This window comes from Actinobaculum sp. 352 (assembly GCF_003957265.1).
GTDB lineage: Bacteria > Actinomycetota > Actinomycetes > Actinomycetales > Actinomycetaceae > Asp313.
This window is the reverse complement of sequence record NZ_RQSN01000002.1, coordinates 223,621-249,991: the sequence shown is the minus strand read 5'-3', so window position 1 is coordinate 249,991 and position 26,371 is coordinate 223,621. Positions and strand designations below refer to the sequence as shown.

At 59.8% G+C, this 26,371-nt stretch carries 22 protein-coding genes and 1 pseudogene; 13 read left to right on the top strand and 10 right to left on the bottom strand.

From position 1 onward, the window contains the following. Positions 1–279: 279 nt before the first annotated feature. From EKN07_RS03160 to EKN07_RS03150, 3 genes are all read left to right on the top strand, one after another. A complete protein-coding gene (locus EKN07_RS03160; protein ID WP_126145605.1) occupies positions 280–1,392 on the top strand; it encodes a 4-hydroxy-3-methylbut-2-enyl diphosphate reductase in 1,113 nt (370 codons plus the stop codon). 252 nt (positions 1,393–1,644) lie between these two features. Continuing rightward, complete coding sequence (locus tag EKN07_RS03155; RefSeq protein ID WP_108715086.1) at positions 1,645–2,418, top strand: hypothetical protein; 774 nt, start codon at positions 1,645–1,647, stop codon at positions 2,416–2,418. Between the two features lie 447 nt (positions 2,419–2,865). Further along, positions 2,866–5,154 (top strand): NosD domain-containing protein, encoded by a 2,289-nt coding sequence (locus EKN07_RS03150; RefSeq protein ID WP_206435657.1) that lies wholly within the window; start codon positions 2,866–2,868, stop codon positions 5,152–5,154. 268 nt (positions 5,155–5,422) lie between these two features. Here EKN07_RS03150 and EKN07_RS03145 read toward each other — a convergent pair whose 3' ends face one another. Beyond that, a complete protein-coding gene (locus tag EKN07_RS03145) occupies positions 5,423–6,628 on the bottom strand; it encodes a DNA recombination protein RmuC (protein ID WP_164546581.1) in 1,206 nt (401 codons plus the stop codon). A 550-nt stretch (positions 6,629–7,178) separates the two neighbouring features. On the opposite strand from EKN07_RS03145, the gene EKN07_RS03140 reads away from it, so the two are divergent. From EKN07_RS03140 to EKN07_RS03125, 4 genes are all read left to right on the top strand, one after another. Then, on the top strand, positions 7,179–7,796 hold the full coding sequence (locus EKN07_RS03140) for a MarR family winged helix-turn-helix transcriptional regulator (RefSeq protein ID WP_126145602.1): 618 nt from the start codon (positions 7,179–7,181) through the stop codon (positions 7,794–7,796). A gap of 476 nt (positions 7,797–8,272) precedes the next feature. Beyond that, a complete protein-coding gene (locus tag EKN07_RS03135; protein WP_108715090.1) occupies positions 8,273–9,748 on the top strand; it encodes an MATE family efflux transporter in 1,476 nt (491 codons plus the stop codon). A 188-nt stretch (positions 9,749–9,936) separates the two neighbouring features. Further along, the gene (ychF, locus tag EKN07_RS03130; RefSeq protein ID WP_126145601.1) at positions 9,937–11,034 is read left to right on the top strand and encodes a redox-regulated ATPase YchF; all 1,098 of its coding nucleotides are present in this window, start codon (positions 9,937–9,939) and stop codon (positions 11,032–11,034) included. Then, on the top strand, positions 11,031–13,589 hold the full coding sequence (locus EKN07_RS03125; RefSeq protein ID WP_126145600.1) for an N-6 DNA methylase: 2,559 nt from the start codon (positions 11,031–11,033) through the stop codon (positions 13,587–13,589). The genes ychF and EKN07_RS03125 overlap by 4 nt, the downstream gene beginning before the upstream one ends. Before the next feature lie 132 nt (positions 13,590–13,721). Here EKN07_RS03125 and EKN07_RS12460 read toward each other — a convergent pair whose 3' ends face one another. After that, entirely contained in the window at positions 13,722–13,877 is a 156-nt protein-coding gene (locus EKN07_RS12460; protein WP_164505433.1) for a hypothetical protein, read from the bottom strand. 1,018 nt (positions 13,878–14,895) lie between these two features. Between EKN07_RS12460 and EKN07_RS03120 the strand changes: the two genes are divergently transcribed. Together EKN07_RS03120 and EKN07_RS03115 are read left to right on the top strand one after the other, a co-directional pair. Further along, on the top strand, positions 14,896–15,690 hold the full coding sequence (locus EKN07_RS03120; RefSeq protein ID WP_164546580.1) for a CPBP family intramembrane glutamic endopeptidase: 795 nt from the start codon (positions 14,896–14,898) through the stop codon (positions 15,688–15,690). Between the two features lie 299 nt (positions 15,691–15,989). Next, positions 15,990–16,274, top strand: coding sequence for a GNAT family N-acetyltransferase (locus EKN07_RS03115; protein WP_126145598.1), 285 nt, complete (start codon positions 15,990–15,992; stop codon positions 16,272–16,274). A gap of 102 nt (positions 16,275–16,376) precedes the next feature. On the opposite strand, the gene EKN07_RS03110 is transcribed toward EKN07_RS03115, so the two are convergent. From EKN07_RS03110 to EKN07_RS12455, 3 genes are all read right to left on the bottom strand, one after another. After that, positions 16,377–16,811: a type II toxin-antitoxin system VapC family toxin gene (locus tag EKN07_RS03110; protein WP_126145597.1), complete on the bottom strand. Its 435-nt coding sequence runs from the start codon at positions 16,809–16,811 to the stop codon at positions 16,377–16,379. Then, entirely contained in the window at positions 16,808–17,047 is a 240-nt protein-coding gene (locus EKN07_RS03105) for a type II toxin-antitoxin system Phd/YefM family antitoxin (RefSeq protein WP_108715096.1), read from the bottom strand. Before EKN07_RS03105 ends, EKN07_RS03110 begins: the two co-directional genes overlap by 4 nt. A 956-nt stretch (positions 17,048–18,003) precedes the next feature. Continuing rightward, the gene (locus EKN07_RS12455; RefSeq protein ID WP_206435656.1) at positions 18,004–18,186 is read right to left on the bottom strand and encodes a hypothetical protein; all 183 of its coding nucleotides are present in this window, start codon (positions 18,184–18,186) and stop codon (positions 18,004–18,006) included. Between EKN07_RS12455 and EKN07_RS03100 the strand changes: the two genes are divergently transcribed. From EKN07_RS03100 to EKN07_RS03090, 3 genes are all read left to right on the top strand, one after another. Further along, positions 18,179–19,786, top strand: a complete 1,608-nt coding sequence (locus tag EKN07_RS03100) for a TROVE domain-containing protein (protein ID WP_126145596.1) — start codon at positions 18,179–18,181, stop codon at positions 19,784–19,786. The genes EKN07_RS12455 and EKN07_RS03100 overlap by 8 nt on opposite strands. Then, the gene (locus tag EKN07_RS12970; RefSeq protein ID WP_241228114.1) at positions 19,776–20,309 is read left to right on the top strand and encodes a hypothetical protein; all 534 of its coding nucleotides are present in this window, start codon (positions 19,776–19,778) and stop codon (positions 20,307–20,309) included. Before EKN07_RS03100 ends, EKN07_RS12970 begins: the two co-directional genes overlap by 11 nt. 618 nt (positions 20,310–20,927) lie before the next feature. After that, the gene (locus tag EKN07_RS03090; protein ID WP_108715099.1) at positions 20,928–21,461 is read left to right on the top strand and encodes a hypothetical protein; all 534 of its coding nucleotides are present in this window, start codon (positions 20,928–20,930) and stop codon (positions 21,459–21,461) included. 392 nt (positions 21,462–21,853) lie between these two features. Here EKN07_RS03090 and EKN07_RS12775 read toward each other — a convergent pair whose 3' ends face one another. Then, positions 21,854–22,135, bottom strand: a complete 282-nt coding sequence (locus EKN07_RS12775) for a hypothetical protein (protein ID WP_206435655.1) — start codon at positions 22,133–22,135, stop codon at positions 21,854–21,856. Positions 22,136–22,309: 174 nt separating this feature from the next. Here EKN07_RS12775 and EKN07_RS03085 point away from each other — a divergent pair, with 174 nt between their 5' ends. Next, positions 22,310–23,281 (top strand): diaminopimelate dehydrogenase, encoded by a 972-nt coding sequence (locus tag EKN07_RS03085; protein WP_108715101.1) that lies wholly within the window; start codon positions 22,310–22,312, stop codon positions 23,279–23,281. A 710-nt stretch (positions 23,282–23,991) separates the two neighbouring features. On the opposite strand, the gene EKN07_RS03075 is transcribed toward EKN07_RS03085, so the two are convergent. From EKN07_RS03075 to EKN07_RS12960, 4 genes and pseudogenes are all read right to left on the bottom strand, one after another. Beyond that, positions 23,992–24,363 carry a DUF2812 domain-containing protein gene (locus tag EKN07_RS03075; protein ID WP_126145595.1) on the bottom strand — a complete coding sequence of 124 codons (372 nt, stop codon included), beginning with the start codon at positions 24,361–24,363 and terminating at the stop codon, positions 23,992–23,994. After that, positions 24,360–24,683 (bottom strand): PadR family transcriptional regulator, encoded by a 324-nt coding sequence (locus EKN07_RS03070; RefSeq protein ID WP_108715103.1) that lies wholly within the window; start codon positions 24,681–24,683, stop codon positions 24,360–24,362. Before EKN07_RS03070 ends, EKN07_RS03075 begins: the two co-directional genes overlap by 4 nt. A gap of 236 nt (positions 24,684–24,919) precedes the next feature. After that, the gene (locus tag EKN07_RS12965; RefSeq protein WP_241228113.1) at positions 24,920–25,447 is read right to left on the bottom strand and encodes an IS110 family transposase; all 528 of its coding nucleotides are present in this window, start codon (positions 25,445–25,447) and stop codon (positions 24,920–24,922) included. A gap of 55 nt (positions 25,448–25,502) precedes the next feature. Next, positions 25,503–25,931: pseudogene (locus EKN07_RS12960) on the bottom strand (transposase); the annotation flags it as partial. Positions 25,932–26,371: the final 440 nt, after the last annotated feature.

Below are 26,371 nucleotides of genomic sequence, written 5' to 3'. Positions count from 1 at the left end.
GTGCCCTTGAGCCTAGACGGGTGTGGGTTTGTGTTTTGCATCGGTATCGCGCGCGTGGGCATGCGGGGACGGTGACCTGTGAGGAAGCGGCGTCTATCGCATCGGTATCGCGCGCGTGGGGATGCGGGACTCTGCACCCGTGTGGGTCTCGTACCAGTGCCTGCACCGGCCGGCCCCGCTACTCCTATCATGTGCGAGTCAGGACGTGTGGCCGCGCTCGCTGTGAAACTGTGTTCCGGCGCTCTCGTATCCCAGGCGAACGCCTATTACCCTGGAGGGATGAGTGTGAAGAATCCGGTGCAACAGCTGGGCGGGTCCGAGCCTGTGCCCGAAGCGGAGTCGCTGGCCGGGGCGTCCGCTTTTCCGGCCGACATTTCCTCGCAGCCTTCACCCGATGGGCGTCGGATTCTCCTGGCCACACCGCGCGGTTATTGCGCGGGTGTTGACCGAGCGGTCGACGCCGTCGAAAAGGCATTGGAGCTGTACGGTGCCCCCGTGTACGTGCGCAAGGAGATAGTCCATAACAAGTACGTCGTCGAAACCCTCACCCGCCGCGGGGCGATTTTCGTCTCCGATACCGACGAGGTGCCTGAGGGCGCGCGAGTCATCTTCTCCGCACATGGCGTTTCACCGCAGGTGCATCGCGAAGCCGGAGCTCGGAGACTTCTGACAATCGATGCAACGTGCCCGCTGGTCACAAAGGTGCACAAGCAGGCGGTTCGTTTCGCGGGGGAGGACTACGACATTCTGTTGATCGGGCACGCCGGTCACGAGGAGGTCGAAGGTACATATGGAGAGGCGCCCGAACATATTCAAGTGGTAAACGGGCCGCATGAGGTTGATCGTGTTCAGGTGCGCGACCCGGAGAAGGTCGTATGGATTAGCCAGACCACGTTGTCTGTGGATGAGACGATGAAAACTGTGGAGCTGCTGCGACGTCGTTTCCCGCATCTCGCCGATCCGCCGTCGGGGGACATTTGCTATGCAACGCAGAATCGGCAGGGCGCAGTCAAGGCGATGGCGCCGCAGTGCGACGCGGTGATCGTGGTCGGTTCGGCTAATTCCTCCAATTCGGTGCGCTTGGTGGAGGTAGCCTTGGAGGCCGGTGCGCGGGCCGCCTACCGGGTGGATCGTGCTGTGGAAGTTGATCCCGCGTGGCTTTCTGGTACGACGACGGTGGGGCTGACCTCGGGGGCATCGGTTCCAGAAGTCCTTGTGCGCGAAGTGGTGGATCGCCTGAAGTCCTTCGGATATACACAGGTGGATCGGGTGGAGACGGTTCAAGAAGACATGCGTTTTTCACTGCCGAAGAATCTGCGTGCTGATTTGAAGGCCAGCGGCATCCAGCCGGATCGGCCGCACAAGGTGCGAGAAGGTCGGTCACACGCGTAGCTCGTGGCTCGTGGCGCCGGTCGGCGAGTTCGCCGAAGGCAGGTCAGTCACACGTGGGTAGCACGTAGCGCGCTGATGCCGGAGGTCGGCCGGGCGCGGCACGTGCTCAAATCAGGAAACGGCATGGTGGCAGTTACGAGTTGGGGTCGGTGCCGCACGAGTCCGTGGCACAAGACTCGTACGATTTCAATGGGGAGCATTCCCCGTGCTGGAAACTTTTGCGATGGGTGCGGGGCCTTTAGGTTGAGGGGCATGAAACGAGAATTTGCAGTGCAGCGCAGTTATGCGCGCCGCCGTGCCCAGCTCATCGGTGCGGCGATCCTTTTGGCAGCGGCGCCTCTCACCGCATGTTCGAATGCGACCGACGACGCCGAGACGACGTCGTCTGAGACGACGATTGCACCGAATCCGGATTCGGCGGAGACGCGGTCAACTACGACGGACACCCAGGCGGCCCCCACAGAGACTGCGGAACCGGATGACGGGCCGACGGCGATGGAAATCTCCCGGACAGATCCGGCCAGCGGCTCGGGTGTCTCACAGTTCCTCTACTCGGGTATCGGTTTTGAGATGCCGGTTGAGACGGTCAGAGATGGTGAGCCGAACACCGATTCAGCTCCCATGGGTGTGCCGTTTTACTACACCGAGGGTGATACTCTTGTTGCCGCGCAGCCGGACTGGTTTGGTCAGAAGATTGAGTCAGTTGACAGCATGAAGTCCCATGCCGAGGACTACGCGGAGAGGCAACATAATGACTTCACGGCTAGCGATATAACCGTTCCTGGTGCCAAGGAGGCGCAGCTGTGGGAGTGGACAGAAACCGTGCAAGCCGGAGACATTGATGGTGTGGACGGTTGGAGCAATTTTGAAGGTGATGTGCAGACCAAGGTGGTGGCCGTGCTTGGCAGCAATGGTTACTACTACGAGGTGACGTACATCTACCGCGTGGGTGACAGCGCCGCTGAGAAGATCGTGTCCGACTCCATTGACTCGATCTACATCGATACGAAGTACCCCAAGAAGTAAGGCGGCATTCAATATCAAGCGAGACGATGGCGTTGGCGGCAACGGTCAGAAAGCTGGGAGTGTTGCCCCGAGCCGGGCACCGCTAGGCGGAATCCTTGCCACCGGGCAAATGGTGAACGTTTGAAGATACGTGCACGGGCTCCTGGCACCCCGGTTGATGCGATACCCACAATCGGGTAACGGACGAAGGTGGGTGTACAGGTTCCCGGCACCCCCGTAACAAGGAGGGGCGGCGGGGTGGCGTGGGGCTCATCACACTGCGAGGGCAGAGCGGGCCATCTACCTGTGCATGTGCGCGAACTGCTACCCAGAAGTCCTTATCCGCCGCAAATGCGAGTAACGTGGTGACGACTTACGTCCCAGTGTGATGGTACCTTGTATAGCTATACCGGGTTTGACCGAAACGTGCGGTCTCACCCAGACACGCAACTTTTATCAGGAGGAAGATTGTTCCGCCGTATGGCCGCCTTTCTCACCCTGGCACTCATGAGCCTTTTCAGCCCAGTGGCCTCAAGTGCCGCTCCGAATACGGTTCACGTATCGGCCACAGATGGTTCAGATCAAGACGGAGATGGCAGTACCGCGAAGCCCTACGCGACCTTGGCGCATGCCGTGACTCAAGTCTCTGATGGTGACACCATCGCGTTGGACTCGGGCACATATCGCGAAGGTGGAATCTTCGTGAGGAAAAGTGTGACCATCACTGAAGAGCCGGGGGCCACGGCGGTATTAGACGGTTCTCAGGTGGTTTCCGATTGGCGGCAGACGGGCAACGCGTGGACGACATCGTCGAGCGACTTTGTACGGTTCTGCGACGTGTGTACGACGAATAACGATCCCTCGCGAGAAGGCATGGCCGCTTATGTAGAGCAGGTGTTCTACGACGGTGAGCCGCTGACACAGGTGGCATCGGCAGACCAGGTGACGGACGGAACGTTCTATGTTTACGATCCGGACCCGGTGACGCTGCAGCAACCCAACGATGTCTCCTCTGGTTACAACGTCAAGCCGCACCGGGGTACGGCCTATGTGATCGGCTCTGATCCGAACGGGCACACGGTGGAGATCGTGGAACACGCCCGTGCCGTTACCCTCGTTAGCGGTGGCATCGTCTGGGACGGTGTGGACGTGCAGCGATACAGCCCGGTGCAGCGCTGGGACTACGACGATCCGGAGATTGGCACTATGACCGGCGGTGCCATGTTCGTGAACCAGTCTGCGGGATCCACGGTCGCTAACTCGACATTCTCCTATTCCGCAGCGGGAACGGCAGCTGAAATAACCACCACAGAGAATGTGACATTCAAAGGGAACCGGGTCGTTAACAACGGCGGCGTCGGTTTCGGTATCAATAAGTCGAAGAACGTAACGGCGGAAAACAACCTGTGGAGCCGTAACAATCTGGCTGGATTCATCACGACGAACTGCGGTGCTTACTGCACCTTGAGTGACACGAAGATTACGCATTCCGAAGGTGTGCGATATGCCAGCAACACACATGACTATTCGGATGTGGGCTACGACCACAGTGATCCTGAAGTTGAGAGCCCGTATCGTCTGAACGGTGTGTGGTTCGACGAGGGTGTTGTGGACAGCTCAATCGTCAATAACAGCTTCATCAATGTGGGCCGCACTGCCATTTACGACGAGGTGAGCAGCCACAATATCATCGCGTCAAACGTTGTGGCCTCATCTCATGAGGGCATTGTGATTTCCGGATCGGATCACGACCAGATCTGGAACAACACCGTCGTGGATACGGTGAGCCCGCTGATTGTGCGTGAGGACACGCGCTATGGCGGGTGCAATGCGCGTGCAGCGGACGGCAGCTGTACGGCACCCGAACCCTGGTCGCGCTCGCGCGGCCTATCGTGGAACACCACGAATACCTCGATATACAACAACGTTTTCGGGCAGTCGTCCTCGCGACTCGCGAGAGACCCGTACCGGTACTCGGTTATCGCACGCTTCTCAGCGGGCACAAATGGCGACGGCACGCGTATCGGTGCAAATGAGATGGTCGAGGGAATGGATCACAACACGTATTTCCGTACCTCGGCTGAGCAGCCTTCGTATGTCATTCACTGGAAGACCGATGAGGAGCAACCAGGATTCAACGCGAGCACGTTGGCGGATTTTACTGGCTCTTCCACAGTGACAGTTCCCAATGCTGAGGTGAATGGCCAGGATGTGGTCGCATCTCGTGGCTCGCAGGATCTGTTCACGGAACTCAGTGACAATGCGAAGAACACAGGCAAGAACAATCTCCGGGCGCGTCCGGGAGGGCGGTTGGACGGCACGGGTACCGCCCTGCCGAAGGATGTCGCCACTGCGATTGGTGAAGAGTCTGATACGCCGGTCAACCGGGGTGCACTTGTCAGCGTAACCTGGGGAGCAGGCGGTCAGGCGCAGGCCAACAATGCCAGTAAAACCGCGTCAAGTACGGGGAATACGGTGGGTGCGCAGGCATCCAGTGCGGCGCCGGATGCGACGGCGACCCCTGATCCGAGCGATGCCGGGTCGACGACGCGGGGTGCCGGGGCCACGGCGGCGGACAATCCGGGTCATGCGGCTGACAGTGCGAGTGCGAAGGGTACGGCCGGGCGTGCAGTGTCACTGGCGTCGCTGCCGACTGCCCGTGTCTTAGCAGCCTCGGCGCTGATTGGGGCATTGTTCGGTTCTGTTCTAGGGGTCGGGGTCGTGCGATATCGCAGCGGGTTGCGTATGAGGCGCTGAGACCGGTCGGGAGATTGGCTCTAAGCACTTGTTGCCTTGGGCGTCTCGCCCGCATGCGAGGTTTCGAGATGGTTTTGAGATGCCGGGGTTACGGCAAGAGGCTCCGAGTTCCTGTTGCCACGGTGATGCTCCTCATCGAGCTAGTGTTGGGAACTGCTTCGTAAGGCAGAAGCGATACGGGAGCTGCGGCGAGACCGCAGCTCCCGGTTCAACGCCCCGTGTGTGGACGCGAGGCATTGTGCCGCGTACTGACCTACTACACAGTGACCTACGAGGTGATCGCCTCCTCAGATTGCGCGAGCTCGGGTGCGGTGAAGCTGCGGATCTGGGCGTCGTCGGCCTCGATCTGTGGAACTTCGCGCAAGGGAACCTCGATGGAATCGAAGGAGCGGGCGGTCACCAGCACCCGAGACTCTAAAGATGCCACTGCCTTGTTGTAGTTGGCTACCGACCGGCGCAGTCCGGCGCCGAGATCGCCAAGATGATGTGCCGCCACATCTAGACGCTTCACCAGCGTGCGACCGAGTTCCATAATGGCCTGTGATTCCTCCGCGATACGTGTGGAGGACCATACGGCAGCAACGGATCGCAGCAACGCGAGCAGGGAGGACGGCGAGGCAGGGGAGACGCCTGCCGCCAAGGAATCCTCCAGCAGAGCTCCGTCCGCCGCCAGTGCCTGCGAGAGTAGCGATTCTGCGGGCAGGAACATGACGGTGATCTGCGGTGATCCCGGAAACTCTGCCGGGTAGTTCCGCTTCGCCAAGGTGTTGATATGCCCGCGCAGGGCCTTTGCGTGTTCCTTGAGAAGCCGTTCACGTTCTGCCTGTTCCTGCGGGCCCTCGCCGGAGATATCTTGCGCACGCAGAATCGCCGACAACGGCACCTTGGCATCCACCGCGATATGTGCCCCGCCGGGCAGGTGGATCGTCAGATCCGGCCGTGAGGCCGATGCCGAGTTTGAGACGGCGCCCGTGCTCAGCTGTTCAGAGAAGTCCACATGGGCAAGCATTCCCGCCGCTTCGACAACGCGATGTAGCTCGACCTCGCCCCAGGTGCCGCGCGCCGAGGTTGAAATGAGCACGGAGCGCAAGGAACTGGTCTCTTGAGCCAGTTCGCGCTGCCCCCGCCCGGTGGCCTCCAACTGTTCGTGCAGCTCTGCACGTTGAGCAGCCTGTGCCTCCTGCATGACCTGTACACGGTGCTCCATGGCTTCCAGGTGCCTGCCCAGTGGGGCGATCGCGCGCATGATGTCATTATCGGCGCGGGAGCGACTGACGAGGCCATTGTTTTCCTCCGCCAGGCGTTCGGCACGTGCCTGTGCGGCGGCTTCGCGCGCCTGCAGTTCACCAAGTTCGCGTGTACGCGCCTGGTCTGCGGCACGTGCGCGCATGGTGGCCGCGCTATAACCAAGCGCAGCTCCGAGGCCGAGGCACAGCAGTACCAGGAGCAGCAGTAGTCCGACTGAAATGTTCATGGGAACAGTACAGCAGAGGGGTCCGACACAAGATGCCTCACGAACACGATGGGCCGACGCAGAGAGCGGAGGCGACAGGGGCAGGTGGTAATCGCGAACGGGACGGAGGAGAGTTTCAGGTAGGCATTGTGAGCACTGCACGGGAGACAAGGGAGTGCAGTACCGGTGTGAGGCATCTGCGCAATGGAGCACTGTGAGGAGTGAATGGGGTGGAATGACGAGGTTTGAAAGGTGTGGATCGCTCGCGCGGGGCACAAAGTTGATACGCGCTGATGCGTGAAGGGGACAAGTCGCTCGGTATGCCGGTGCGGGATACGGACGCACGCTTGTCTGGGCACGTGGAATCCGGAAGTTCGCGCCATCCTTGAGGAAACTGCTCACTGCCTCCCGCCGAGGTGTGTGTTCATCGTGTCGGCATTGCTCGGGTTGATTCCGATCACCCCTACGTGCCCGGGAATGTGGCGCGACTCTGTATTTGTGACTGTGACACATCTGTCAATTAGTCCCATATCAGTCTAATGTAGACTTATTTGGGACAAAGGAGAGTGTGATGACTGAGTCGAGGGAAGTGAGAACCGTTCGGGCAGACTTGCGCGTTGCGAGTGCAGAAAAGAAGTTCCAGGAAAAGAACGGGCAAACACGAGCGAGGGATCTGGTAGAAGAATCGGGGAAGGGACAGGCCGAAGGAGAGACCGGAGAAGAAACGAAGTCCGTGGGAGTCGACGTCGCCGACCAGTTGTACACTGCTGGGCAAGCGATCGAGTCAGTCTACGACGCCTTCGCCAAGTCGGCTGGCCTTACACCGACAGAGTTCTACGTGTACTGGGCTTTGGAAGATCTGGGTGCGACGGCTACGCAAAAGAAGATAAGCGACTACATGGGGATTCCTAAACAGACTGTTGCAGCCGTTATTGCCAAAGCGCGTGCTGAGAGTCTAGTCGTTTCTCGGCGGAATCCTCGTGATGCGCGGAGCAGCTACCTCGCATTGACATCACGCGGCCATGCGATGTTCGATCCCTTGAACGAAGCCCGCAAGGCAGCTGAAATGCGTGCGTATGAGACCGTGGGTGATGAGAATATCCGCCGCATGATACGGGCACTGAAGTTGTACCGCTTAGGGCTACAGGAAGGATTCGGTTTAGGAGATTGGCCTGGACAAGACGAGTGATGACCTGCCTGCTCGGTAGCGGATATGCCGCTGGGCGGCGGTCGTTGGGTCTGCGTTGCCGGATTGATGTGTGCACTGGCGGGCGATCCCAAGAGGAGGAGAGACGGACACAAGGTGATCGCGGAAACGAGAGGTGCGCGCTCCAACGAACCGACTCGGCGCCACGCAGTCTAATCTTGCGGACCCGGGTGTTAGGAAGTGTGTCAGATGTGTGGCGGTTGCGGCTGAGTTGGCGTGCCCCTCCTAACGCGATATGCACCCACCGGGTATGGACACCGGCAGTAATCACTACGCCTATGGCAGTACGGATGCCATGCCGGAAGGGACAAGGTAGGAATGGATGTGCTCGCACGAGCCGCCGAGGTTCGCCGATCACCCGACCCACCTTGCCCGGGCCTGTCAAGGCCTGGTATGGGCCGCCACCGTACTGTCGACAAGTTTGAAGAAGACGCGAAGAAGAGGACTAGGAGATAGCAATGGCAGTTGATATGAGCCAGCATTTCACGTTTAGCAAGCTGATAAAGTTTGCACTTCCGACTGTTGGCATGATGCTCTTCATGTCGGCGTATGCCATGGTGGACGGATTCTTCGTATCGAATTTCGCTGGGAAAACCGCGCTGGCAGCCGTCAACTTTGTGTATCCAATCTTTATGATCATGGGAACCGTCGGATTCATGCTAGGAACCGGTGGCGGCGCCGTCGTCGCCAAAACACGTGGTGAGGGCGACCCTGCCCGCGCCAATCGGCAGTTCTCCCTGTTGGTGTATGCGGCGATAACAGCCGCGGTTGTATTCACGGTGATCGGCTTTGTGGCACTGCGGCCACTGCTTGTGCTAATGGGCGCGGAAGAGGCGTTGTTTGGAAGCGCCATGGCGTACGGTGTGGTCCTGATGGTGGGTATCCCATTCAGTATCTTGCAATACCTCTTTCAGGAGTTGCTGATCACAGCCGGTAAACCGGGGCTTGGATTTGCGATCACGGTGGCAGCCGGTGTGACGAATATTGTGCTCGACGCCGTCTTCGTTGCCGGATTGGGCTGGGGGCTGCGTGGTGCGGCCGTAGCCACGGTGATTGGTATGGCCGTGGGCGGTATTGCCCCACTGGTTTACTTCGCGTTGCCAAACACGAGTTTCCTCCGGCTGGGCGAGGCAACCCTTGATTGGCGGACACTGGGGCATATGAGCGTGAATGGCTCTTCTGAGATGGTCTCCAACATCGCGTTGTCCGTTGTGGCAATCGCTTACAACATTCAGCTGTTGAAGTACCTCGGCGACGCGGGCGTAGCCGCATACGGCGTCATTATGTATGCCGGCGGCATGTTCGCGGCGATCTTCATGGGTTACATTGTGGGTACCGCACCGCTGATGAGTTTTCAGTACGGTGCCAAAAATCGGGTAGAGATGCAGTCCTTGTTCCGCAAGAGTTTGGCCATTGTTGCCGGTAGTGGGCTGCTTATGTTCGTTGCGGTACAGCTTCTGGCACGAACGGTAGCGCAGGTCTTTGTCGGCTACGATGCGAGCCTCGTGGAACTCACGGTGCACGCAGCCAGGTTCTTTGCCCCGGCAGTCACGTTGATGGGGTTCAACATGTACGCCTCGGCGTTGTTCACCTCGTTGGGAAACGGAGGGATCAGTGCGGTTATCGCCTTTGTGCGGACCTTCATTTGCGAGATTGTGGCGGTGCTGCTGTTACCGGTGTGGCTGGGTTCCAATGGAATCTGGCTTTCTGTTGTGGTGGCGGAGATTGTGGCACTGAGCTTGGCGACGTTCTTGTTGCTCCGTTTTGCGCCGCGCTACCAATACATTGCGGTGGGAGCACACGGGGTCGAAAGGGGATCACTGCGAGGAGGTCCGGGTACTCCGCAAAGCGGGCAGAACTCTGAACATATTGGTGTAAACGGTTCGGCGAAGAACGAGCGGTTCGATGCTGATTCCGTCGGTGTGCTGGAGTAGCAGGTAGGTGTGAATCCCGCGCCTTATCAGGGTGCCTCCTTGACGTGGAGACTGGTGGCGCAATTGGGCGAGCGGTTGCGCCCGTTCTAACGGCGTCTGCATCGATTCTGCCGTGAAAACTGAGGCGCCGGGAACGGATGTGGACGTGGAACGGGAAGCCGGTAGCGCACTGGCATAGACTTGTACTCGTGTCACTGACTATTGGAATCGCAGGCCTGCCCAACGTCGGCAAGTCCACCTTGTTCAACGCCCTGACTCGGGCGACGGCGCTCGCGGCGAACTACCCCTTCGCTACCATCGAGCCGAATGTCGGCGTTGTGCCGCTACCGGATAGCCGACTCGACGATCTGGCAAAGCTGTTCAACTCGGCGAAGATTGTTCCCGCGACGGTGTCTTTCGTGGATATCGCAGGGATTGTGCGGGGCGCCTCTCAGGGGGAGGGCTTGGGCAACCAGTTCCTTGCCAATATTCGTGAGGCGGACGCGATATGCCTGGTCACGCGCGCATTTGCCGATCCTGACGTGGTGCACGTGGAGGGCCGCGTTGACCCGAAGGACGATATCGAGACGGTGACAACGGAGCTGATGCTCGCCGATATCCAGACCTTGGAAAAGCAGATCCCGCGCGTGCAAAAGGAAGTGACGGGCAAGAAGACTCCGAAGGAAGTGCTGGACACCGCGCAGGCGGCGCTCGCGCTGCTGGAAGAGGGCAAGGTGCTCTCCGCTCATGCTGGATCGCTGGACTCGGATATCCTCAAGAGCTTCCAGTTAATGACCACCAAGGCGGTCATTTACGTTTTCAATACCGACGACGACGGCCTGGCAGACGACGCCATGCAGGCAGAGCTGCGAGAGTTCGTGGCGCCTGCCGAGGCGATTTTCCTTGACGCCAAGTTCGAGGCGGAGCTGGTGGAGCTGGAGCCGGAGGAGGCGAGGGAACTCCTGGAAGCCACCGGGCAGAGCGAATCGGGGCTCGACCAGTTGGCGCGGGTCGGCTTCGACACGCTCGGCCTGCAGACCTTTCTGACTGCGGGGGAGAAGGAGTCGCGCGCCTGGACGATCCACAAGGGGTGGACCGCCCCACAGGCCGCAGGCGTGATTCATACCGACTTCGAGAAGGGTTTCATCAAGGCTGAGATCGTCAGCTATGACGACCTCATTGCGTACGGTTCCATGGCCGAGGTGCGCGCCCACGGGCGAGTGCGCATGGAGGGCAAGGACTACGTGATGGCCGACGGGGACGTGGTGGAGTTCCGCACGGGACTTACGTCTGGGAGTAAGAAGTGAGCGAGCAGGCCGCAGTGACAGTCCCCAGCGACGACGAAGCGCCGGACGGCAAGGTCGTCGACTATATCTCCGGCATCCCGGTGCCTGCCAAGCCTGAAGAGCTGCTCGCGGTCCAGCCGTTCGCCCGCCAACTCGTCGAGGACTACGGCTACCCCAAGGGGCACATCCGCACAAGGCCCCAGTGGCACGTGAAGGCGCGCCCGTCGGACCGGGCGAAGACTTATCCGGTCGACATCGCCGTCTTTAGCGGCGACCAGCATCGCGACGAAGACTTGTTCCTCGTGGTCGAGTGCAAGAAGCCGGACCGCCGCGATGGCCGGGACCAGTTGGAGGACTACCTCCGCCTCTCCCGCGCTTACCTCGGCGTCTGGACCAATGGGGACGAGCGCCTCTTCCTACGAAAGCGTGAGGCCAACGGTAAGGTCACCTTCGACGAGATCCCTAACATCCCGCGCTACGGGCAGCGCGTCGAGGACATCGGCCTGTTCAAGCGCGAGGATCTACGACCGACCCATAACCTCAAGGCCGTCTTCCGCTCGATCCGTAACTACCTGGCGGCGAACGCCGTCGGCATGACGCGCGACGAGCCCCTAGCTCAGCAGATCATGAACCTCATCTTCTGCAAGATCTACGACGAGCGATTCACGCGACGCGACGCTGTCGTCACCTTCCGGGCGGGCGTGGACGAACCCGTTGCCGACGTGGCGGCGCGCGTGAAGGAGGCCTTCGCTCACGTGGTCAAGCAGTACAGCGATGTCTTCGACGACACGGACAAGATCGAACTCGACGACCGCTCCATCGCCTACGTTGTAGGCGAGCTCCAGCAGTACTGCCTGATCGAGTGCGAACGCGACGTCGTCGGCGACGCCTTCGAGACGTTCATCGGACCCTCCCTCAAGGGCGGCCAGGGGCAGTTCTTCACGCCGCGCAATGTCACGCACCTGGTGCGGGCACTTGTGCGCCCGAAGATCCAGGACATGGTGCTCGACCCAGCCTGCGGCTCGGGCGGCTTCCTCGTCGAGGCCCTGCGTGGCCTGTGGGACCTCGTCGATGACCGTGCCGACGAGCTCCAGTGGCCCGACAGCGAGCGCGAGAGCGAGAAGCAGAAGGTCGCAATCCGCCAGCTGCGGGGGATCGACAAGGATGAGTTCCTCAGCAAGGTGGCCAAGGCCTACATGGCGCTACTCGGTGATGGTCGCGGTGGGATCTTCTGTGAGAACTCGCTGGTGCCGATGAGGGACTGGGGGCTCAAGGCTCGCCAGGAAGTCTCCGTCGGCGAGTTCGACGTCATCATGACTAACCCGCCGTTCGGTCAGAAACTCAAGGTTACCGAACGCACGACCCTGGCCCAGTACGACCTCGGCTCCAAGTGGCGCAAGGCCAAGGGCGGTGTCGGCTACGAGAAGACGGATAAGGTCGCGGACTCGCAGACCCCGCAGATCCTCTTCATTGAGCGCTGTCTCGACCTGCTCAAGGATGGCGGCCGCATGGGCATCGTCCTGCCGGAGTCGATGCTGTGCAATCCGTCGCACCGCTACATCATGCAGTACGTACTGAGCCGGGCGACGATCCACGCGGTCATTTCCGTGCACGAGAACCTCTTCCAGCCGCACACCCACGCCAAGACCGCCGTCGTGCTCTTGGAGAAGGGTGCTGAGCCCGCTGGCGAGTCGCACGACGTGTTCATGGCCGTCGCCCGCTGGTGCGGGCACGATTCACGAGGCCACTCAATCCCGTTCGACGACCTGCCCAAGATCGTCGAACGCTGGGAGAAGTATGCGGACGGTGAGGCGCTGGACTTCGACCACCTCGGCTTCGTCGTTGACTCCGCGCAGATCACGGACATGATCTACCTCCCCAAGTACTACAACCCCGAGGTCCGCGAGTCGGTTGAGCGCCTATCGAAGACCCATGACCTCGTGCGCCTGGGTGATCTGGTCACCCAAGGCGTGCTGTCAGTCTCGACCGGCGACGAGGTGGGCAAGCTGGCCTACGGCACGGGCTCGATCCCGTTCATCCGCACCAGCGACATTGCAAACTGGCAAATCAAGGGCGACCCCAAGCACGGCCTCAGTGAAGCTCTATACGAGTCGCTGGCGGATAAGCAAAATGTCGCCCCTGGCGACATCCTCATGGTCCGGGACGGCACCTACCTCGTCGGCACCTGTGCCATCGTGACTGACCTGGACTGGAAGATCGTCTACCAGAGCCACATCCTCAAGTTCAAGGTCCTCGACGAGAGCAGGATGGACCCCCATATGCTGCTCGCTCTGCTGTCGTCACCTGTGGTCAAGTCTCAGATCTTCGCCAAGCGCTTCACGCAGGACATCATCGACACCCTGGGTGGTCGCTGGGCTGAGCTGGTCCTGCCGGTGCCTAAGGACTCCAAGCGGTGCAAGGAGATCACCGACTCAGTGAAGAAGGCGATTCTGTTGCGGCGCGAGGCCTCCGAGCTTTCGTGGCAGGCCGTCCAGAAGGTCGCGCCGAAGGTGGAAGGGGACCTCGAGCTGCTCGACGACGAGGCGGGGTACGGCTTCGGTATCCTGAACCAGTAGTTCAGATATCGCCTGAACTCGGGGTGGAGTTCCGGTTTAACGTGTAGGGGTAGGAGGTAACCGCCTGACCGGTCAGGACATGGGTAGGCTTTTGTTTTCGGGATATGGGCGAGCTGTTGTTTGGGGGTTGGGTTAGTTGGCTACCTCCTGCATTGGCTCGTGGGAGCCGTTTTGCCCTGGCATGCCGGGTTGGGTCCTGTCGGGCACGATCTCCGGTCGACTCCACCACCCTGTGAAGTCGACGGTCCACACGTCGTTGGGGTCTTTCGCCGAGATCAATTGCCTCATAGAATCGGCGTCTGTGCATTCAGCCTTGAGTACCGGTCTTTTCTGCCGTGAGTCCGTCCTTGCCGAGTATGCGGTAGATGCTGCTGTGTGATGGGGCCGGATCGTGTGGGTAGGCCCGCTCGTAGAGCGCTTTTGCCTTCTTCTATCCTCAGGTCGGATGGGCATGCCTGAGCGTGATGATACGGACGACGGCGTCCTCGTTGAGTTGGTTGACACTGGCGTGAGGGGCGCGGCTCTTGTCATGAAGGCCCGCACCTCCGTTTTCCATGAACCTTCCACTTATGCACCGTCTTCTCCGAGATGCCATACTTCGCGTACAGTTCCCTGATGGAGCTCGCTGCGCGTATCACGTCTTCGATCAATTTTCTTCTCTGGTGAGTCACACGGGTGTCCTTCCACACCACGCAGAAACCCTCTGTCTAGTGTCTTCTACATAGCCTATGGCTCTGGCGTACCCATGTCCTGAAACCGGACAGACCTCGCCCCACGGGAGACCGTGGTGTATCAAACGCCCGTTGTGAGGTGCGTATTCTTCACTTGTTGATAGTCCTCTGCTGGTGTATTGGCTCATACGTTGTCCGCAGATGCGCTGCCGATTTACGGCGAGCATGGATGAACCTTGGTGTGGTGAGCGTAGTAGCAAGTTCAGCTCTTGGCGGAACGGCGCCGCCGGGGTGGACTTGAGCGCGGGTTGTTGAGATCGCATAAGTCCGGGGTGTAGGGCTTCAGTCGTGGGTGTGAAGCGTGATCGCTCACCTCCGTCGGTGGAAGATGGGTGACGTCGCAACTTGAGATTATTTGGTAAGTCTGGAATGCTTCATTATTGCCTCGTTTGAGACCTGCGCGTTTCCAGCGCCTATACGGTGGGTCACTGTCTGTCGGAAGCAGGGGGTTCTTCAGATCGTGTCTGGAGAAGTGAGCTGAGTAATCCGAAGACCGTCTGCGCATTCGGGTGGGTTGCCGATCGAACTTGGTGCAAGTCTGTCAGTCGTTATGGGCAAGAAAGATGAGTAAAGCTATGCGTGAATCCGGCAGAGTGTCATGGAAGATCCAGTTGGTGTCAGCCATTGTGATCTTCTTCTTTTTCGGGGCACTTTTCCCTGTGTTGAAGTTGCTAGGTTTTGATGCCTCAGCCAATGTTCTTCTCGACAATGCACTTCGGCTCGTTCTCAGCCTCGTACTAGCAGTGATATGCTACCGCCTCATTGAAGGTAGTCGAGTGCTGTTGACACGACCACAGCTTTCGGTGTCAACAAGAGTCTGGGTTGTCGCCCTATGGCTGGCGATGGTACTGCTTTTTGTGTCGAGTGGTGTTCTACGCAATGTTCTTGCAGTGTTCAAGCTCAGCCCCTCGCTGTTTCTCGCTTCGTTTTTCGCGGCGCTGGGAGCTGCCGTGTTTGAGGAATTGCTTGTGCGCGGACTGCTGGTCTCGACCTTTATGAAGGCTTTCGAAGGGAAGAAGTACAAGCTGCTGCTAGTCGGCTTCTTTTCCGCTTTGGTCTTCGGCGTGCTCCACTATTACAACCTGCACGAGGCAACTTTTGTTGCAACGAGCAAGCAGGTATTCTTTGCCTTCGCTGTGGGGCTGCCGCTGGTGGCAATCCGCATCCGCTACAACAACTTGTGGCTGCCGATACTGATCCACTTTCTGATCGATTTCCAGCCCTCTGTTACGAAAGCCGTTTCCAACGGCGCCCCTTGGATTGCACTCTTCGCTATAACGGCGCCGATGATACTGGTTGCCGTGGGCGTCCTGTCGTCGATGGATCGTGACATATGGCGCGCGGAAAAGTCAATGCCAAGTGTTAACTAGCGTTGGGGCTGGGGTGTTACTGTCAAGCAGGCGATTGTCTGTAGGTAAGGTGTCTACGGACTTCCCGTCCTGGCGCACTATGTGATGTTGGGTGACCAAGACGCGCCCGTAATAGGCCGTATTCGTCACGTGGCGGTGTGTGCGATGTACATGCCGCCACGTGTTCGGTAGGCAAGTAGTTGCATTTTCGCCCTTGGATTTGCGTGATGGGCAGCGCATTCACTCGGAGGTTCTGGGCCTATTCTGACGAAAGTAAAGTTCCGGTGTAGTAGAGAGTGGGGAACCCCAAGACTTCCCCTATGGTGCAAACACTGGAGGAACTTCGCGAAGAGTATGAGAGTAGCGTAGTACTGGTTTACGAGTGTGATGGTCAGATTGTCGGTTCGGTGCGAGCTTCAGCTTGTAAGTCAATTGCGTATGTTGGTCGCTTGATTGTCGATCCGGCCTGGCGACGTCGTGGCATCGGCAGTTTACTCATGAAGGAACTCGAATGCCGCCTTGGGGGATGTGCCGCGTTTGAACTCGTCACGGGGAGGAGTTTCCAGAACTCATCCGCCTCTACGAAAACCTGGGCTACCGGGTGACTGGCAGAACCGAGGAGGGTTCGGTGCCGATGGTTCTGATGTCTAAGCGGAATGCAGTGCGCTAACACGGCGTAAGTGCGGTTGTTTTTGGGGAGGGCATGGCTAGTCTCCACTCGCGGTTTCATCCCACGGGTTGATAACTGTCGCTTTGAGAGGTTGGAAATTTCTGACGTTTCGCGTGACGATGGTCAGTCCGTATGCCAGAGCAGTTGCGGCAATGAGCGCATCTCGCCCGGGTCTTGGATCGGGCACGTGAAGGCGTGCCGCTTGACGTGCAACCGTCAAGTCAACAGGGATTATGCGGTTGGTGAATGCGTCAAGAACTCTGTTCTCAAGCCAGTTTCGCAGCAGTTGCGCTTGGTCCGGGTCTCGTCGACCTAGTCTCGCGATCCCGGTTTCAATCTCCAGGATTGTGATAACAGACAGATAGAACTCGTCTGCGTTATGCGACTCAACCCAAGTGCGCACCCGGTGTGCCGCCCGTCTGGCAGGTTTACGAAGTTCGCTTACGACATTGGTGTCTAGCAGGTAGCTCATAGGCCTGGATCCTTGAGATCGATCTTCAAGGGCTCGAAATCAATATTCAGGTCCTCATCCATGCTTAGGCGGTCAACCAATGAGACCTCGTTCTTGCTGAGGCGCCGATACTCGTCGATGGAAAGGAGAACATAGGCGGGCTTCCCTCGATCAGTGATAATGACGGGCCTCTTGCTGGCGTGGCGTTTGGCGGCACTGACGTCTTGATTGAACTCGCGAGCGGATATCTGAATCATACGTCACCTCCATTGTAGGTACATGCCTACAATATGGCCGTATCGCAGGTATAGCAAGGGGTTTCTGTCGTTCGGTGCGTTTAAGGCAAGACCGCGACTACTCTTGCGCTTCCCTGCAACTTACTATTGACCTGCCTTCCGCAATGCACTAGCCTTGTACACCGTCCGGGCGGGCCGGCGATAGTCGGTTATCAGGACTGGAAGGTTCGGGGTTCAAGTCCCCGTCGGCATTAGCCGATAGCTCAAAGGTAGAGCGTCTGGCATTTTCTCCGGTTATCACAACATGACCGCCCGGACTTCAGTCATTCTGTTGCACCCATGGCCTACACATGTGCAGCATGACCATTGCCCGCAAACGGAGAGGAATCCAGACATGGGGCAGCCGCAAGCCATGCCGTAAAACCCACCACCCTCATATGAACAAGAATCCCGGCATAGCGCTGCCGTAAGCCATGCCGTAAAACTCACCGCCCGCATATGGAGAAGAATCCCAGCCAATTCCCCGCATTGCCAACTTGCATCTATGCCGTGTAGGGGTCTACACTCTTGTGAGTCGGCGCAAGTCGGCACACGTGCGAACACAAGCAGAACGGGCCGAAGATCTTCGGTTATCGGAATTAGTTGGTTCGACCCCAGCCCTCTGCGGAGGATCCGGAGGTCAACACACGTCCGTTCCGCTTTGTTCGCGGTGTCGCATTGCGGGGAGCCACACGCCCCAGGGTGTGAATCTCTCGACGCCGGGCCGGAGGCCTTTGGTTATCGGTATTCGCTGGTTCAACTCCAGCACTCTTCGGAGCGGAGCATCCGGAGGCCACACCATGCCCGGTTTCACCCTCTTCGGTGGTGTCGAGAGGTCCACATTGGGACGAGCGGTTCCCACGGCTTACGACGGGCCGAAGCTAGTCGGTTATCAATAAGGCTGCGGCAGGTTCTCCGGGTCAATACGGCCACGGTGATTAGTGCGGGTCGACGGCGGTTACGCCTGGTTTTCGGTAGCGCTCCACGCCCGTCGTCTCTAAGTGAATACGCGGCTCGGCGACGCCGTCGTCGTGCGCACAGTAGTCGTATCCGTGCATCCCGCAGATGCCACTACTCAAGCAACAGTCCCCGAGGAGAAAGGAAGGAAGGGACATGGACATTCTGAAGAGCATCAACACCAGGCGGACGCCACAAGGCATGCAGGCCACAGCGAGCCAGGTGCAGAACTCCGCCGGTGGTTACGTCTTTGCGCTGGACGACGCCGCCCGGTTGCGCCGCTTCCTGATTCTCGGGGTCGATGGGGGTACCTATTATTCGGCACCGCAGGAACTGGCCGTCGACAATGCCAAAGTACTGGAGCGCATGGCTACGAATGACCCGGAAACGCTGGTCGAGACCATCGTAGATGTCTCTACGGGAGGACTTGCCCCCAAACAAAATCCGGCGCTGTTCGCGCTCGCCTACGCCGCATCGGTTCCGGAGTCGCGCGACGCCGCCCTGGCGGCACTGCCGAAGGTAGCTCGTACAGGAACACACCTGTTCACCTTCGCAACCTACGTCGAGCAGTTTCGAGGGTGGGGGCGTGGCCTGCGCCGGGCAGTCGCCTCGTGGTACACGGTGCGTGACGCCGACCAGCTTGCCTACCAGGCGGTCAAGTACCGCCAGCGTGGTGGTTGGACGCATCGCGACCTGCTGCGTCTGGCCCACCCGGTAGCCGAGAGCGCCGAGCTGCGTGCCACCTTCGACTGGATCGCACATGGTGCGGTCGGGGATGAAGTCCCCACGCTGATTGAAGGATTCGTCAAGGCGCAGGAAGTTGAGGCAAGCGGTAAAGGCGCTGCCAAGGCCTGGGCGGAACTCGTGCGCGAGTACGGCCTGACCTGGGAGATGCTGCCGGACGAGGCGTTGAGCATGCCGAAGGTGTGGGATGCGCTGCTCGACGTCGGCATACCGATGACGGCTCTTATGCGTCAGCTGCCGAGGCTGACACGCCTGGGCTTGCTGCCCGCGATGGGCGGACGCACGCGCGAGGTATGCGCACAGTTGACCGACGTGGAGCGTCTGCGCAAGGCGCGTATACACCCGGTGAATGTGTTGGTGGCGCAGCGTACCTATGCGCAAGGCACGTCCATGCGGGGCACCGGCAAGTGGACGCCGACGCCGCGAGTTACAGCGGCGCTTGACGAGGCGTTCTATGCGGCGTTCGGCGCTGTAGAACCTGCGGGTAAGCGCACCATGCTGGCGGTCGATGTCTCCGGCTCGATGGGCTGGCCGATCTCCGGCATGATGATCACCGCCCGCGAGGCTTCGACGGCACTTGCCTTGGTACAGTTGGCAACCGAACCGGAGGCAGCGGCCTTCGCCTTCTCCGGTTCGTTGGCGCGCAGGGCAAGATCACCTCTGCGGCCGCTGGATATCTCGCCGAAGCGCAGGCTCGACGACGCACTGGAAACAGTCAGTGGGATGCCGTTCGGCGCTACCGATTGTGCCGTGCCGATGCTGCATGCCACCAAGCAGCAGCTTGAGGTAGATACCTTCGTCATCTACACGGATAACGAGACCTGGGCCGGAGATATCCATCCGTTCCAGGCGCTGCGGGACTACCGTGAGCGCTCCGGCATTGACGCGAAACTCGTCGTCGTCGGAATGGTGTCTACGGGCTTCAGCATCGCTGACCCGAACGACGCCGGCATGCTCGACGTCGTCGGATTCGACGCTTCGGTGCCGAACCTGATCTCGGAGTTCTCGCGTGGACTCTGATCCACTGCGCGGTATCAGTACGAGGAGGGTGGCCACCCCGGAAGGGGAGGACCGCCCTCCTGTGCTGCGCTCAGCGGGGCAGATGACCTCCGTAAAACAGAAGCGGGCCGAAAGAGCTGCGCGTGCACGGGTGCAACGCGCGCTTGAATCTGACCATGGCACGGGGGATGGTTTAGCGCATGCGGGCAGCGGCGTAGAGCACCGAGCGGGGGACGGCGTTGAGCACCTCGCAGGTAGTGGCGGAGAAAACCGAGCGGGCAGCGGCGGAGAGCGTGGCCCCGAGGCGGACTCGGCCGAGTTTCGCGCCGGGGGAGTCTCAGATCCTTTGGCCGCGCGGGCAGCAGAACTTCACGCCAAGGCCCTGGAAGCCGACGCACTGGCCGCCCGCTACCGTGCCGAACGCGACGGCATTATTGACCGACTCCGCGAGGCGGAGCCGAAGCGCTGGTCCTATACTGCGCTCGCGCAGGCTCTCGGTTGCAGCCGGGAGCTTATCGCGCAGATCGTGCGACGCCGCCGCTGAGGGCACAGTGGCGGCTGCTAAGTGACTGACTGAAGTCCTGCTAATTCACTGATGAGTACCGTGCTGAGTGACTGGCTGAAGTCCTGCCAATTGACAGATTCAGACCGTGTCAAGTGACTGACTGAAGTCCTGTCGAGGAACTGATCGGGGCAATGTTAAGTGACTGATTTTGATCGCGCTGAGAAACTGATTGAAGTCTTGCCAAGTGACTAACTTGCGTTATGGAATGCGTGCGGAGAACAGCAGCTACGAGGCTAGACATTCTGCTCGCCGAGTCGTCGGCCCACTTACGCACGCGTACCGGTGTCCGCGAAATCGGCTTGGCAATCGTCCGTTCGGATGGCTGCGGGCTCGTAATGGAGATGGAACTCTTGTCCTGCCGCACGCCAAGTCTTCTGTTCGGATGGCTGCATGCTGGTAATGGAGATGAGGCTCTCAGTAACTACTATCGAAGGCGATGTCAGGCACTTTTATTGGCTGAGAAAGTGATTGGTCACTCAGCTGCTCGATGCTATTGTGGTGACAACCGGCCCCGTCGCTTACCGGCGCTCAGATGGTATCGGCATTGTGCCACTCAGCTTGCTGGGGCCATAAACAGCAAAGTCAAGGAGATCGACCGTGGAAGTCGGAAGCATCGCGGATTGGCTAAGCGCTGTAGGAGGGCTGCTGGCAGTCGTCGCCGCAGTCATCGCGTGGTGGGTGAGTGTTAAAGCGTTGAAGCTGGAGCAGCAGCGGGAAGCTGCGGCGCAGGCCGCTCGGCGCCGCGAACAAGCGGAGCTGGTGTACGTCATGGGCGCGACACTTTCCGGTCATGACAAGAACGAGAGATGGGCGGTATTCATCGCGAATGGTTCGTCGAAGCCGATTTACGATGTTGAGGTTCGTACACAGCACGTCCGTAACGGCTCTGCCCAGCCCGTCCTGCATTTGGGTGCGGTTCCGCCGGGGCACTATGTGGTGCCGCGCCATCCGCAATACAACTGGGGGCACATGATTGATTACGAAAGGCTGAACGTGGGAGTTGACCTGCTGGTGCGTGGCAAAGGAAATGCGATGGTCACCGAGGTGAATTTCCGTGATGCGCGGCGGATAGCCTGGTGTTTGGTAGGCGGCACCGAACTCTGGGAAGTTGACGGAGCAGGGATTGGGTAAGCGAAGAATTGCTTACACTCCGCAGTGGGGGCAACCGGCCGGTGCGGCAGGCATCCTCCCGGGCAAGAATTGCCACCTCTGCGGGGGCCAATCTCTGCCTGCCGACCCTCGTGAAAGCGGAACAATGGCAGGAATTGCCACCAGAAGAAGCCTCAACTTGGCGGTGGTTCAGGGATCTGCGAGTACGGAATACCGTCTTCGAATTGATCGCCGGATCTTGCTTGGTGCGACAGTATCGATTACAGTGCGCGCCGGGCGTTACCACGCTGACTGCGGAATACCAATGATGTATCCATCCGACTGATTGCCGCTTCGTCGGCTGTGCTTCGTTCAGGACATTTGACGCCGGAAAGCGACAACCTCGGGCGCCGTGCGGAGGCGCTCGCGGTGAGTTATCCGGCTGTACTGCTGGTCGTTTTCGCGTCTTCAACAGCACTGAAAGGCAGAAGTGTCGACAAGAGTTGAAAGGAGCACTCAGTGTTCTTGAGCAGGATCGCCACAATCAGCAAATGTGTGACCTTGCTGTGGAACTTGCTGTTGGTTTCGACGGCAATAGCAGGCGTGGGCGTGCCGTCAGCGACGGCGGCAACCGCATCCCAGCGGTGACCACCTGAAACAACCGCAGCGGTCCAGGCGATGAGACGGGCTGTACGGTCGCGACGGTTTGCGCGCAAGATGGGCGCAACAGTAGTCGACTGCGAATAGGCCGGAAGTAAACGGCGGCGTGGGAGTACGCCACTGGCAAGGTGTGTAGGCAAGCGCCTAGCTGGGCGCGCAAGGCGCACGGCGGCAGGATGCGCGCAGGTCGGGCACTGTAGGACAACGGCATACCACCAACAGGAGGTCTTATGATCAGGGTAGCGATCAACGGATACGGCAATCTCGGGCGAGGAGCCGAACAGGCGATCTCCAAGAATGATGACATGGAGCTCGTCGTCGTTTTCACTCGACGCGATCCGAGCTCGATCACTACGCAAGGCGCACCGGTTGCCCATGTCGACGATATGCCCGCCTGGGTGGACAAGGTGGACGTGTGCCTGAACTGTGGCGGTTCGGCCACCGACCTCATCGAGCAGACCCCGGCGACGGTCGCCCTGTTCAACACGGTCGATTCTTTCGACACACACGCGCGCATCCCGGAGCATTTCGCCGCCGTCGACGCCGCCGCGCGTGTGGCCGGGCACGTTGCGCTTATTTCCACCGGATGGGATCCGGGGCTGTTCTCCATGCTGCGAGTTCTGGGGGATGCTGTTTTGCCCGACGGTGCGACCACCACCTTCTGGGGTCCCGGCGTTTCGCAGGGGCATTCCGACGCGCTGCGCCGGATCGACGGCGTCGTCGACGCCAAACAGTACACGCGGCCCGTGGAGGCGACCGTTGCTGCGGTGAAGGCCGGGGACGACGTCGAGCTGACCACGCGTTCGATGCATACGCGTGATTGTTACGTTGTGGCGGAAGAAGGCGCCGATCTTGCTCGCATTGAGAAGGAGATCGTGGAGATGCCGAACTACTTCGCCGACTACGATACGACGGTCACCTTCATCACCGCGGAAGAGATGGCGGCCAAGTATGCGGGTATTCCGCACGGGGGCACGGTGATTCGGCGGGGGCATACGTCCGACGGCGTCGCCGAAACAGTGAACTTCGAACTGCAGTTGGATTCCAATCCGGAGTTCACAGGTTCAGTGGTGGCCGCCATGGGGCGTGCGGTGGCGAAGATGGCTGCGCGCGGGGAAAGCGGCGCCCATACAGTATTCGACGTGACGCTAGGAGATCTTTCGGGGAAGTCGTCCGAGGAACTGCGCGCGCATTACCTGTGAGTTCGCGTGAGTTTGCCGCCCTGGAGTGGGCCGTGCGCGTATCGATGCGAACTCTCCCGTTGGGCGCAGTACCCAGAGCGGGAGTTGTCCGCGGTCGGGCATTAACGTGACCTGTGGGCACGTGCGGTCGGTAAGCCGGTGCCATTGGAATATGGTGTGCCAGGTGCGTAGTCGTGGGGAAAACGGGCGGGCATAGGCTTGTCAATTTGGTCGATGGCGACGACCTGGCGGTTTTGCAGGCGCGATATCGCTATTGCTTGGCGTTGATGAAACGCGGTGGGCAATGGTGGTATCGCGCCAGAGTGTTCGTATGGCAAGGAAATGGGTCTTGGTACGGGAAGGAAATGGGCGCTCCCTTTGGCGGGAGTACGGGCGGCCGTCGGCGGTTGTCGACGGCTGTCAGGTTGGAATGGGTGCGGCTGCATAGGTTGAGCGTGGCTGCATAGGTTGGGCGTGGCTGCATAGGTTGGGCGTCGCCGCGCCGCAAGGGCATGGGTTGGCCGAAGGGGTGCCTCCGGTGCTCGTGGCACGCAAGCGCGGCGAACTCGCTCCCACTCAGCCGTGCTGCTTTTCTAGTTTGCGCAGCATTCTCATGGTCCCGATCCAAGGAATTACCGTGAAGATAAATGGGACAACGGTGACCAGGTACAGGGTGATATCGACCCACAGGGGCGGTTCGAGTTTGATGTGTACCGCTAAGGCAAGCATCATCAACGCGAGGCACACGATCGCCGCGAGTCCATGCCCCCCCTGGCCTGCAAGGCGAGTGTTTCTCTTTCTCCCTGCTTTTCGGTATGTATCGGGCGCGTGCCCGGGGCGGCCTTGAAGATCTGCATGTCGCCGATCCCGAGGACGTGTTGCCAGCCGGCTGCCTCGAAAACGGCTAGATAGTCTTCATTGGGGGTGTCGGTGTAGTCAAGGGCGAAGATGACATCTTCGGCGGGGGCGGGCTTGAATCTCCACATGAACCCGAGCGCGCTAACGCCCACGAGTGCCTGCCCGCGCGCTGCCATGTCGGAGAACAGGGCGAGGTTCTTTTCGGGAGCGACGGCCATGCCATGCGCTAAGCGTCGTGTTGTCATGCTTCCTCCATTGCTGTTTGAGCGAATTCGATAAGCCGCTGGCGGCGTTCGAGACTTTGGTTGAGTGCCGCTGTGCCGCTGCTGGTGCGGCGGTAAGGGCGGCGTTTGCCGGTATCGTCGACTTCCTCGATGAGACCGGCGCTGAATAGCTTCTTCAGTGTTGTGTACAGCGTGGCTGGCCCCATCGTTATGTCGGGGCCACCACGTTCATCAAGGAACGCCATGATGGCGTAGCCGTGCAGTGGCTTTCCCAGTGTGGCAAGCACGGCGACGGCGGGATCTGGCAGATCGCCACTGGTGTATCCCGAGGTGCGACTCATGACGCCTCCTCTCACTCGGTTATATATCAACAATGGATATATTATTGATTGATATAGGTGAGGTCAAGTGGCGTGGCGTTGAGGTGGTGGTTTGGGTGGTGGAAGGGCGGTGGTTGGGGTGGTGCTGGTTGGGGGTTCGCGCGGGGGTGGATGTCTAGTCGATTGGATGGCTGCTGGCTTGGCGAAGACGCTTGGGGTCTGTCTGTGACCGATTGGTGATGATGCTCCTATGGTTGTCAAGTGGTGAGGGGTGGGTGGGTGTTGAGCCGTTGGCGGTAGTTGTTGGTTAGTGCGGTGTCGTGGTGGAGTCCTCGTTCGAGTCGGCTGGTGAGGGGTGGGTGGGTGTTGAGGTGGTGTGCGGCTTGGGTGAGGGTGAGTCCGCGTTGGTGGTGTAGGTCGTCGGTGCGTGGTGGGGTGGGTGGGTTGGTCAGGAGTTGGTAGGCGTCGCGGGCGATGGCGCGTTTGAGGCAGCGCATGATGTCTCTGGGGGGTTTGTTGTGTTGTGTGAGGCGTGTGGCGTAGGTCTGGGTGCGTTGGTCGTAGGACAGGCGGACGAGGGCGACTTGGTGGAAGGCCCAGTTGGCTTGTCGGTCTCCGCCGCGGTTGAGGCGGTGGCGGTTGGTTTTGCCGGAGCTGGCTGGTATGGGGCAGACGCCGCATAGGGTGGCGAAGGATGCTTGGTTGTGGATGCGGTCGGGGTTGTCCCCGATGGTCACGAGTAGGGTGGCGGTGGTCAGGGGGCCGTAGCCTTTGGTGGCGAGCATGGCGGGAGCGGCGTTCGGCCAGGAGGACGCGTAGTTGTTCGCATGTTCCCTGGCGGTTTTTGGGGATGGGGAGGGTGTGGGTGTCAGCAAGGGTTTGCTGAGCGGCGGCGTACGCGTCGATCCGGTCGGATTTACCGCGGCGTCGTTGACTGCGTTTGGGGCGGATCACTTCCCGGATGGGTGTGTCGGTGTCTGTCAGGGCGCGGGCTAGGCCTGCCCCGTAGGATCCGGTGCCCTCGATACCGATCATCTGGATCTTTCCCAGGCTGGTCACGAATTCGTGTAGTTGGTGATAGCCCGTCGGGGTGGCGGGTACTTGTCTATCGCCTAACCGCTGCCCGGTGGAAGCGTCAAGCACGGCGACATGGTGCGTGTCTTTGTGGGTGTCCACCCCGGCGACCACCCACCGGTCTGGCTGCCGGGGCAGGGTCGATAAGCCTGTGCTCGTGGTGGTGATCGTGCGTCGTTGGGTGTTATCTGTCATGATGATCATGACCTCCTTGAAAGTAGGCCTACCGACAAGCCCGGGACACGCTCTGGCAGACAGGACGTTGACGAGAAATCAACTCCAAGCTCATATCAGGTCATGCCAGCAGCCCCGAGCCTGTCGGGACTCGTTACATACACGCCCGCCCAGCCCAGAACGCGGACAGATCACTACCAAGACAAACCCAATCAGGCCGCCAGTCCAAACCAGGGTCACACACCCCACACCGAGCAGACACTTACATTCCCAACGTCCAAATCCCGTCCAAACGATGGCAATATGGAATGCTTCAATTTAAAGAATGGCGGAATCATGCGGTTTTTGACATCGGTTGAAACCGGCCCGTCTTCGTTTGGACGGGATTTTGACAATGTGCCTCATGGATGGTGTCAGGTCCGTGTTTGGCTTATGGTGTCAGAAGAAGTGGGTGCTGTGTG

Excerpts from the sequence above, each read along its gene's own strand:
- EKN07_RS03160 (WP_126145605.1), top strand. The coding sequence starts at position 280 with ATGAGTGTGAAGAATCCGGTGCAACAGCTGGGCGGGTCCGAGCCTGTG.
- EKN07_RS03155 (WP_108715086.1), top strand. The coding sequence starts at position 1,645 with ATGAAACGAGAATTTGCAGTGCAGCGCAGTTATGCGCGCCGCCGTGCC.
- EKN07_RS03145 (WP_164546581.1), bottom strand. The coding sequence starts at position 6,628 with ATGAACATTTCAGTCGGACTACTGCTGCTCCTGGTACTGCTGTGCCTC.
- EKN07_RS03140 (WP_126145602.1), top strand. The coding sequence starts at position 7,179 with ATGACTGAGTCGAGGGAAGTGAGAACCGTTCGGGCAGACTTGCGCGTT.
- EKN07_RS03135 (WP_108715090.1), top strand. The coding sequence starts at position 8,273 with ATGGCAGTTGATATGAGCCAGCATTTCACGTTTAGCAAGCTGATAAAG.
- EKN07_RS12460 (WP_164505433.1), bottom strand. The coding sequence starts at position 13,877 with ATGAGGCAATTGATCTCGGCGAAAGACCCCAACGACGTGTGGACCGTC.
- EKN07_RS03120 (WP_164546580.1), top strand. The coding sequence starts at position 14,896 with ATGCGTGAATCCGGCAGAGTGTCATGGAAGATCCAGTTGGTGTCAGCC.
- EKN07_RS03115 (WP_126145598.1), top strand. The coding sequence starts at position 15,990 with ATGGTGCAAACACTGGAGGAACTTCGCGAAGAGTATGAGAGTAGCGTA.
- EKN07_RS03110 (WP_126145597.1), bottom strand. The coding sequence starts at position 16,811 with ATGAGCTACCTGCTAGACACCAATGTCGTAAGCGAACTTCGTAAACCT.
- EKN07_RS03105 (WP_108715096.1), bottom strand. The coding sequence starts at position 17,047 with ATGATTCAGATATCCGCTCGCGAGTTCAATCAAGACGTCAGTGCCGCC.
- EKN07_RS03100 (WP_126145596.1), top strand. The coding sequence starts at position 18,179 with ATGGACATTCTGAAGAGCATCAACACCAGGCGGACGCCACAAGGCATG.
- EKN07_RS12455 (WP_206435656.1), bottom strand. The coding sequence starts at position 18,186 with ATGTCCATGTCCCTTCCTTCCTTTCTCCTCGGGGACTGTTGCTTGAGT.
- EKN07_RS03085 (WP_108715101.1), top strand. The coding sequence starts at position 22,310 with ATGATCAGGGTAGCGATCAACGGATACGGCAATCTCGGGCGAGGAGCC.
- EKN07_RS03075 (WP_126145595.1), bottom strand. The coding sequence starts at position 24,363 with ATGACAACACGACGCTTAGCGCATGGCATGGCCGTCGCTCCCGAAAAG.
- EKN07_RS03070 (WP_108715103.1), bottom strand. The coding sequence starts at position 24,683 with ATGAGTCGCACCTCGGGATACACCAGTGGCGATCTGCCAGATCCCGCC.
- EKN07_RS12965 (WP_241228113.1), bottom strand. The coding sequence starts at position 25,447 with ATGCTCGCCACCAAAGGCTACGGCCCCCTGACCACCGCCACCCTACTC.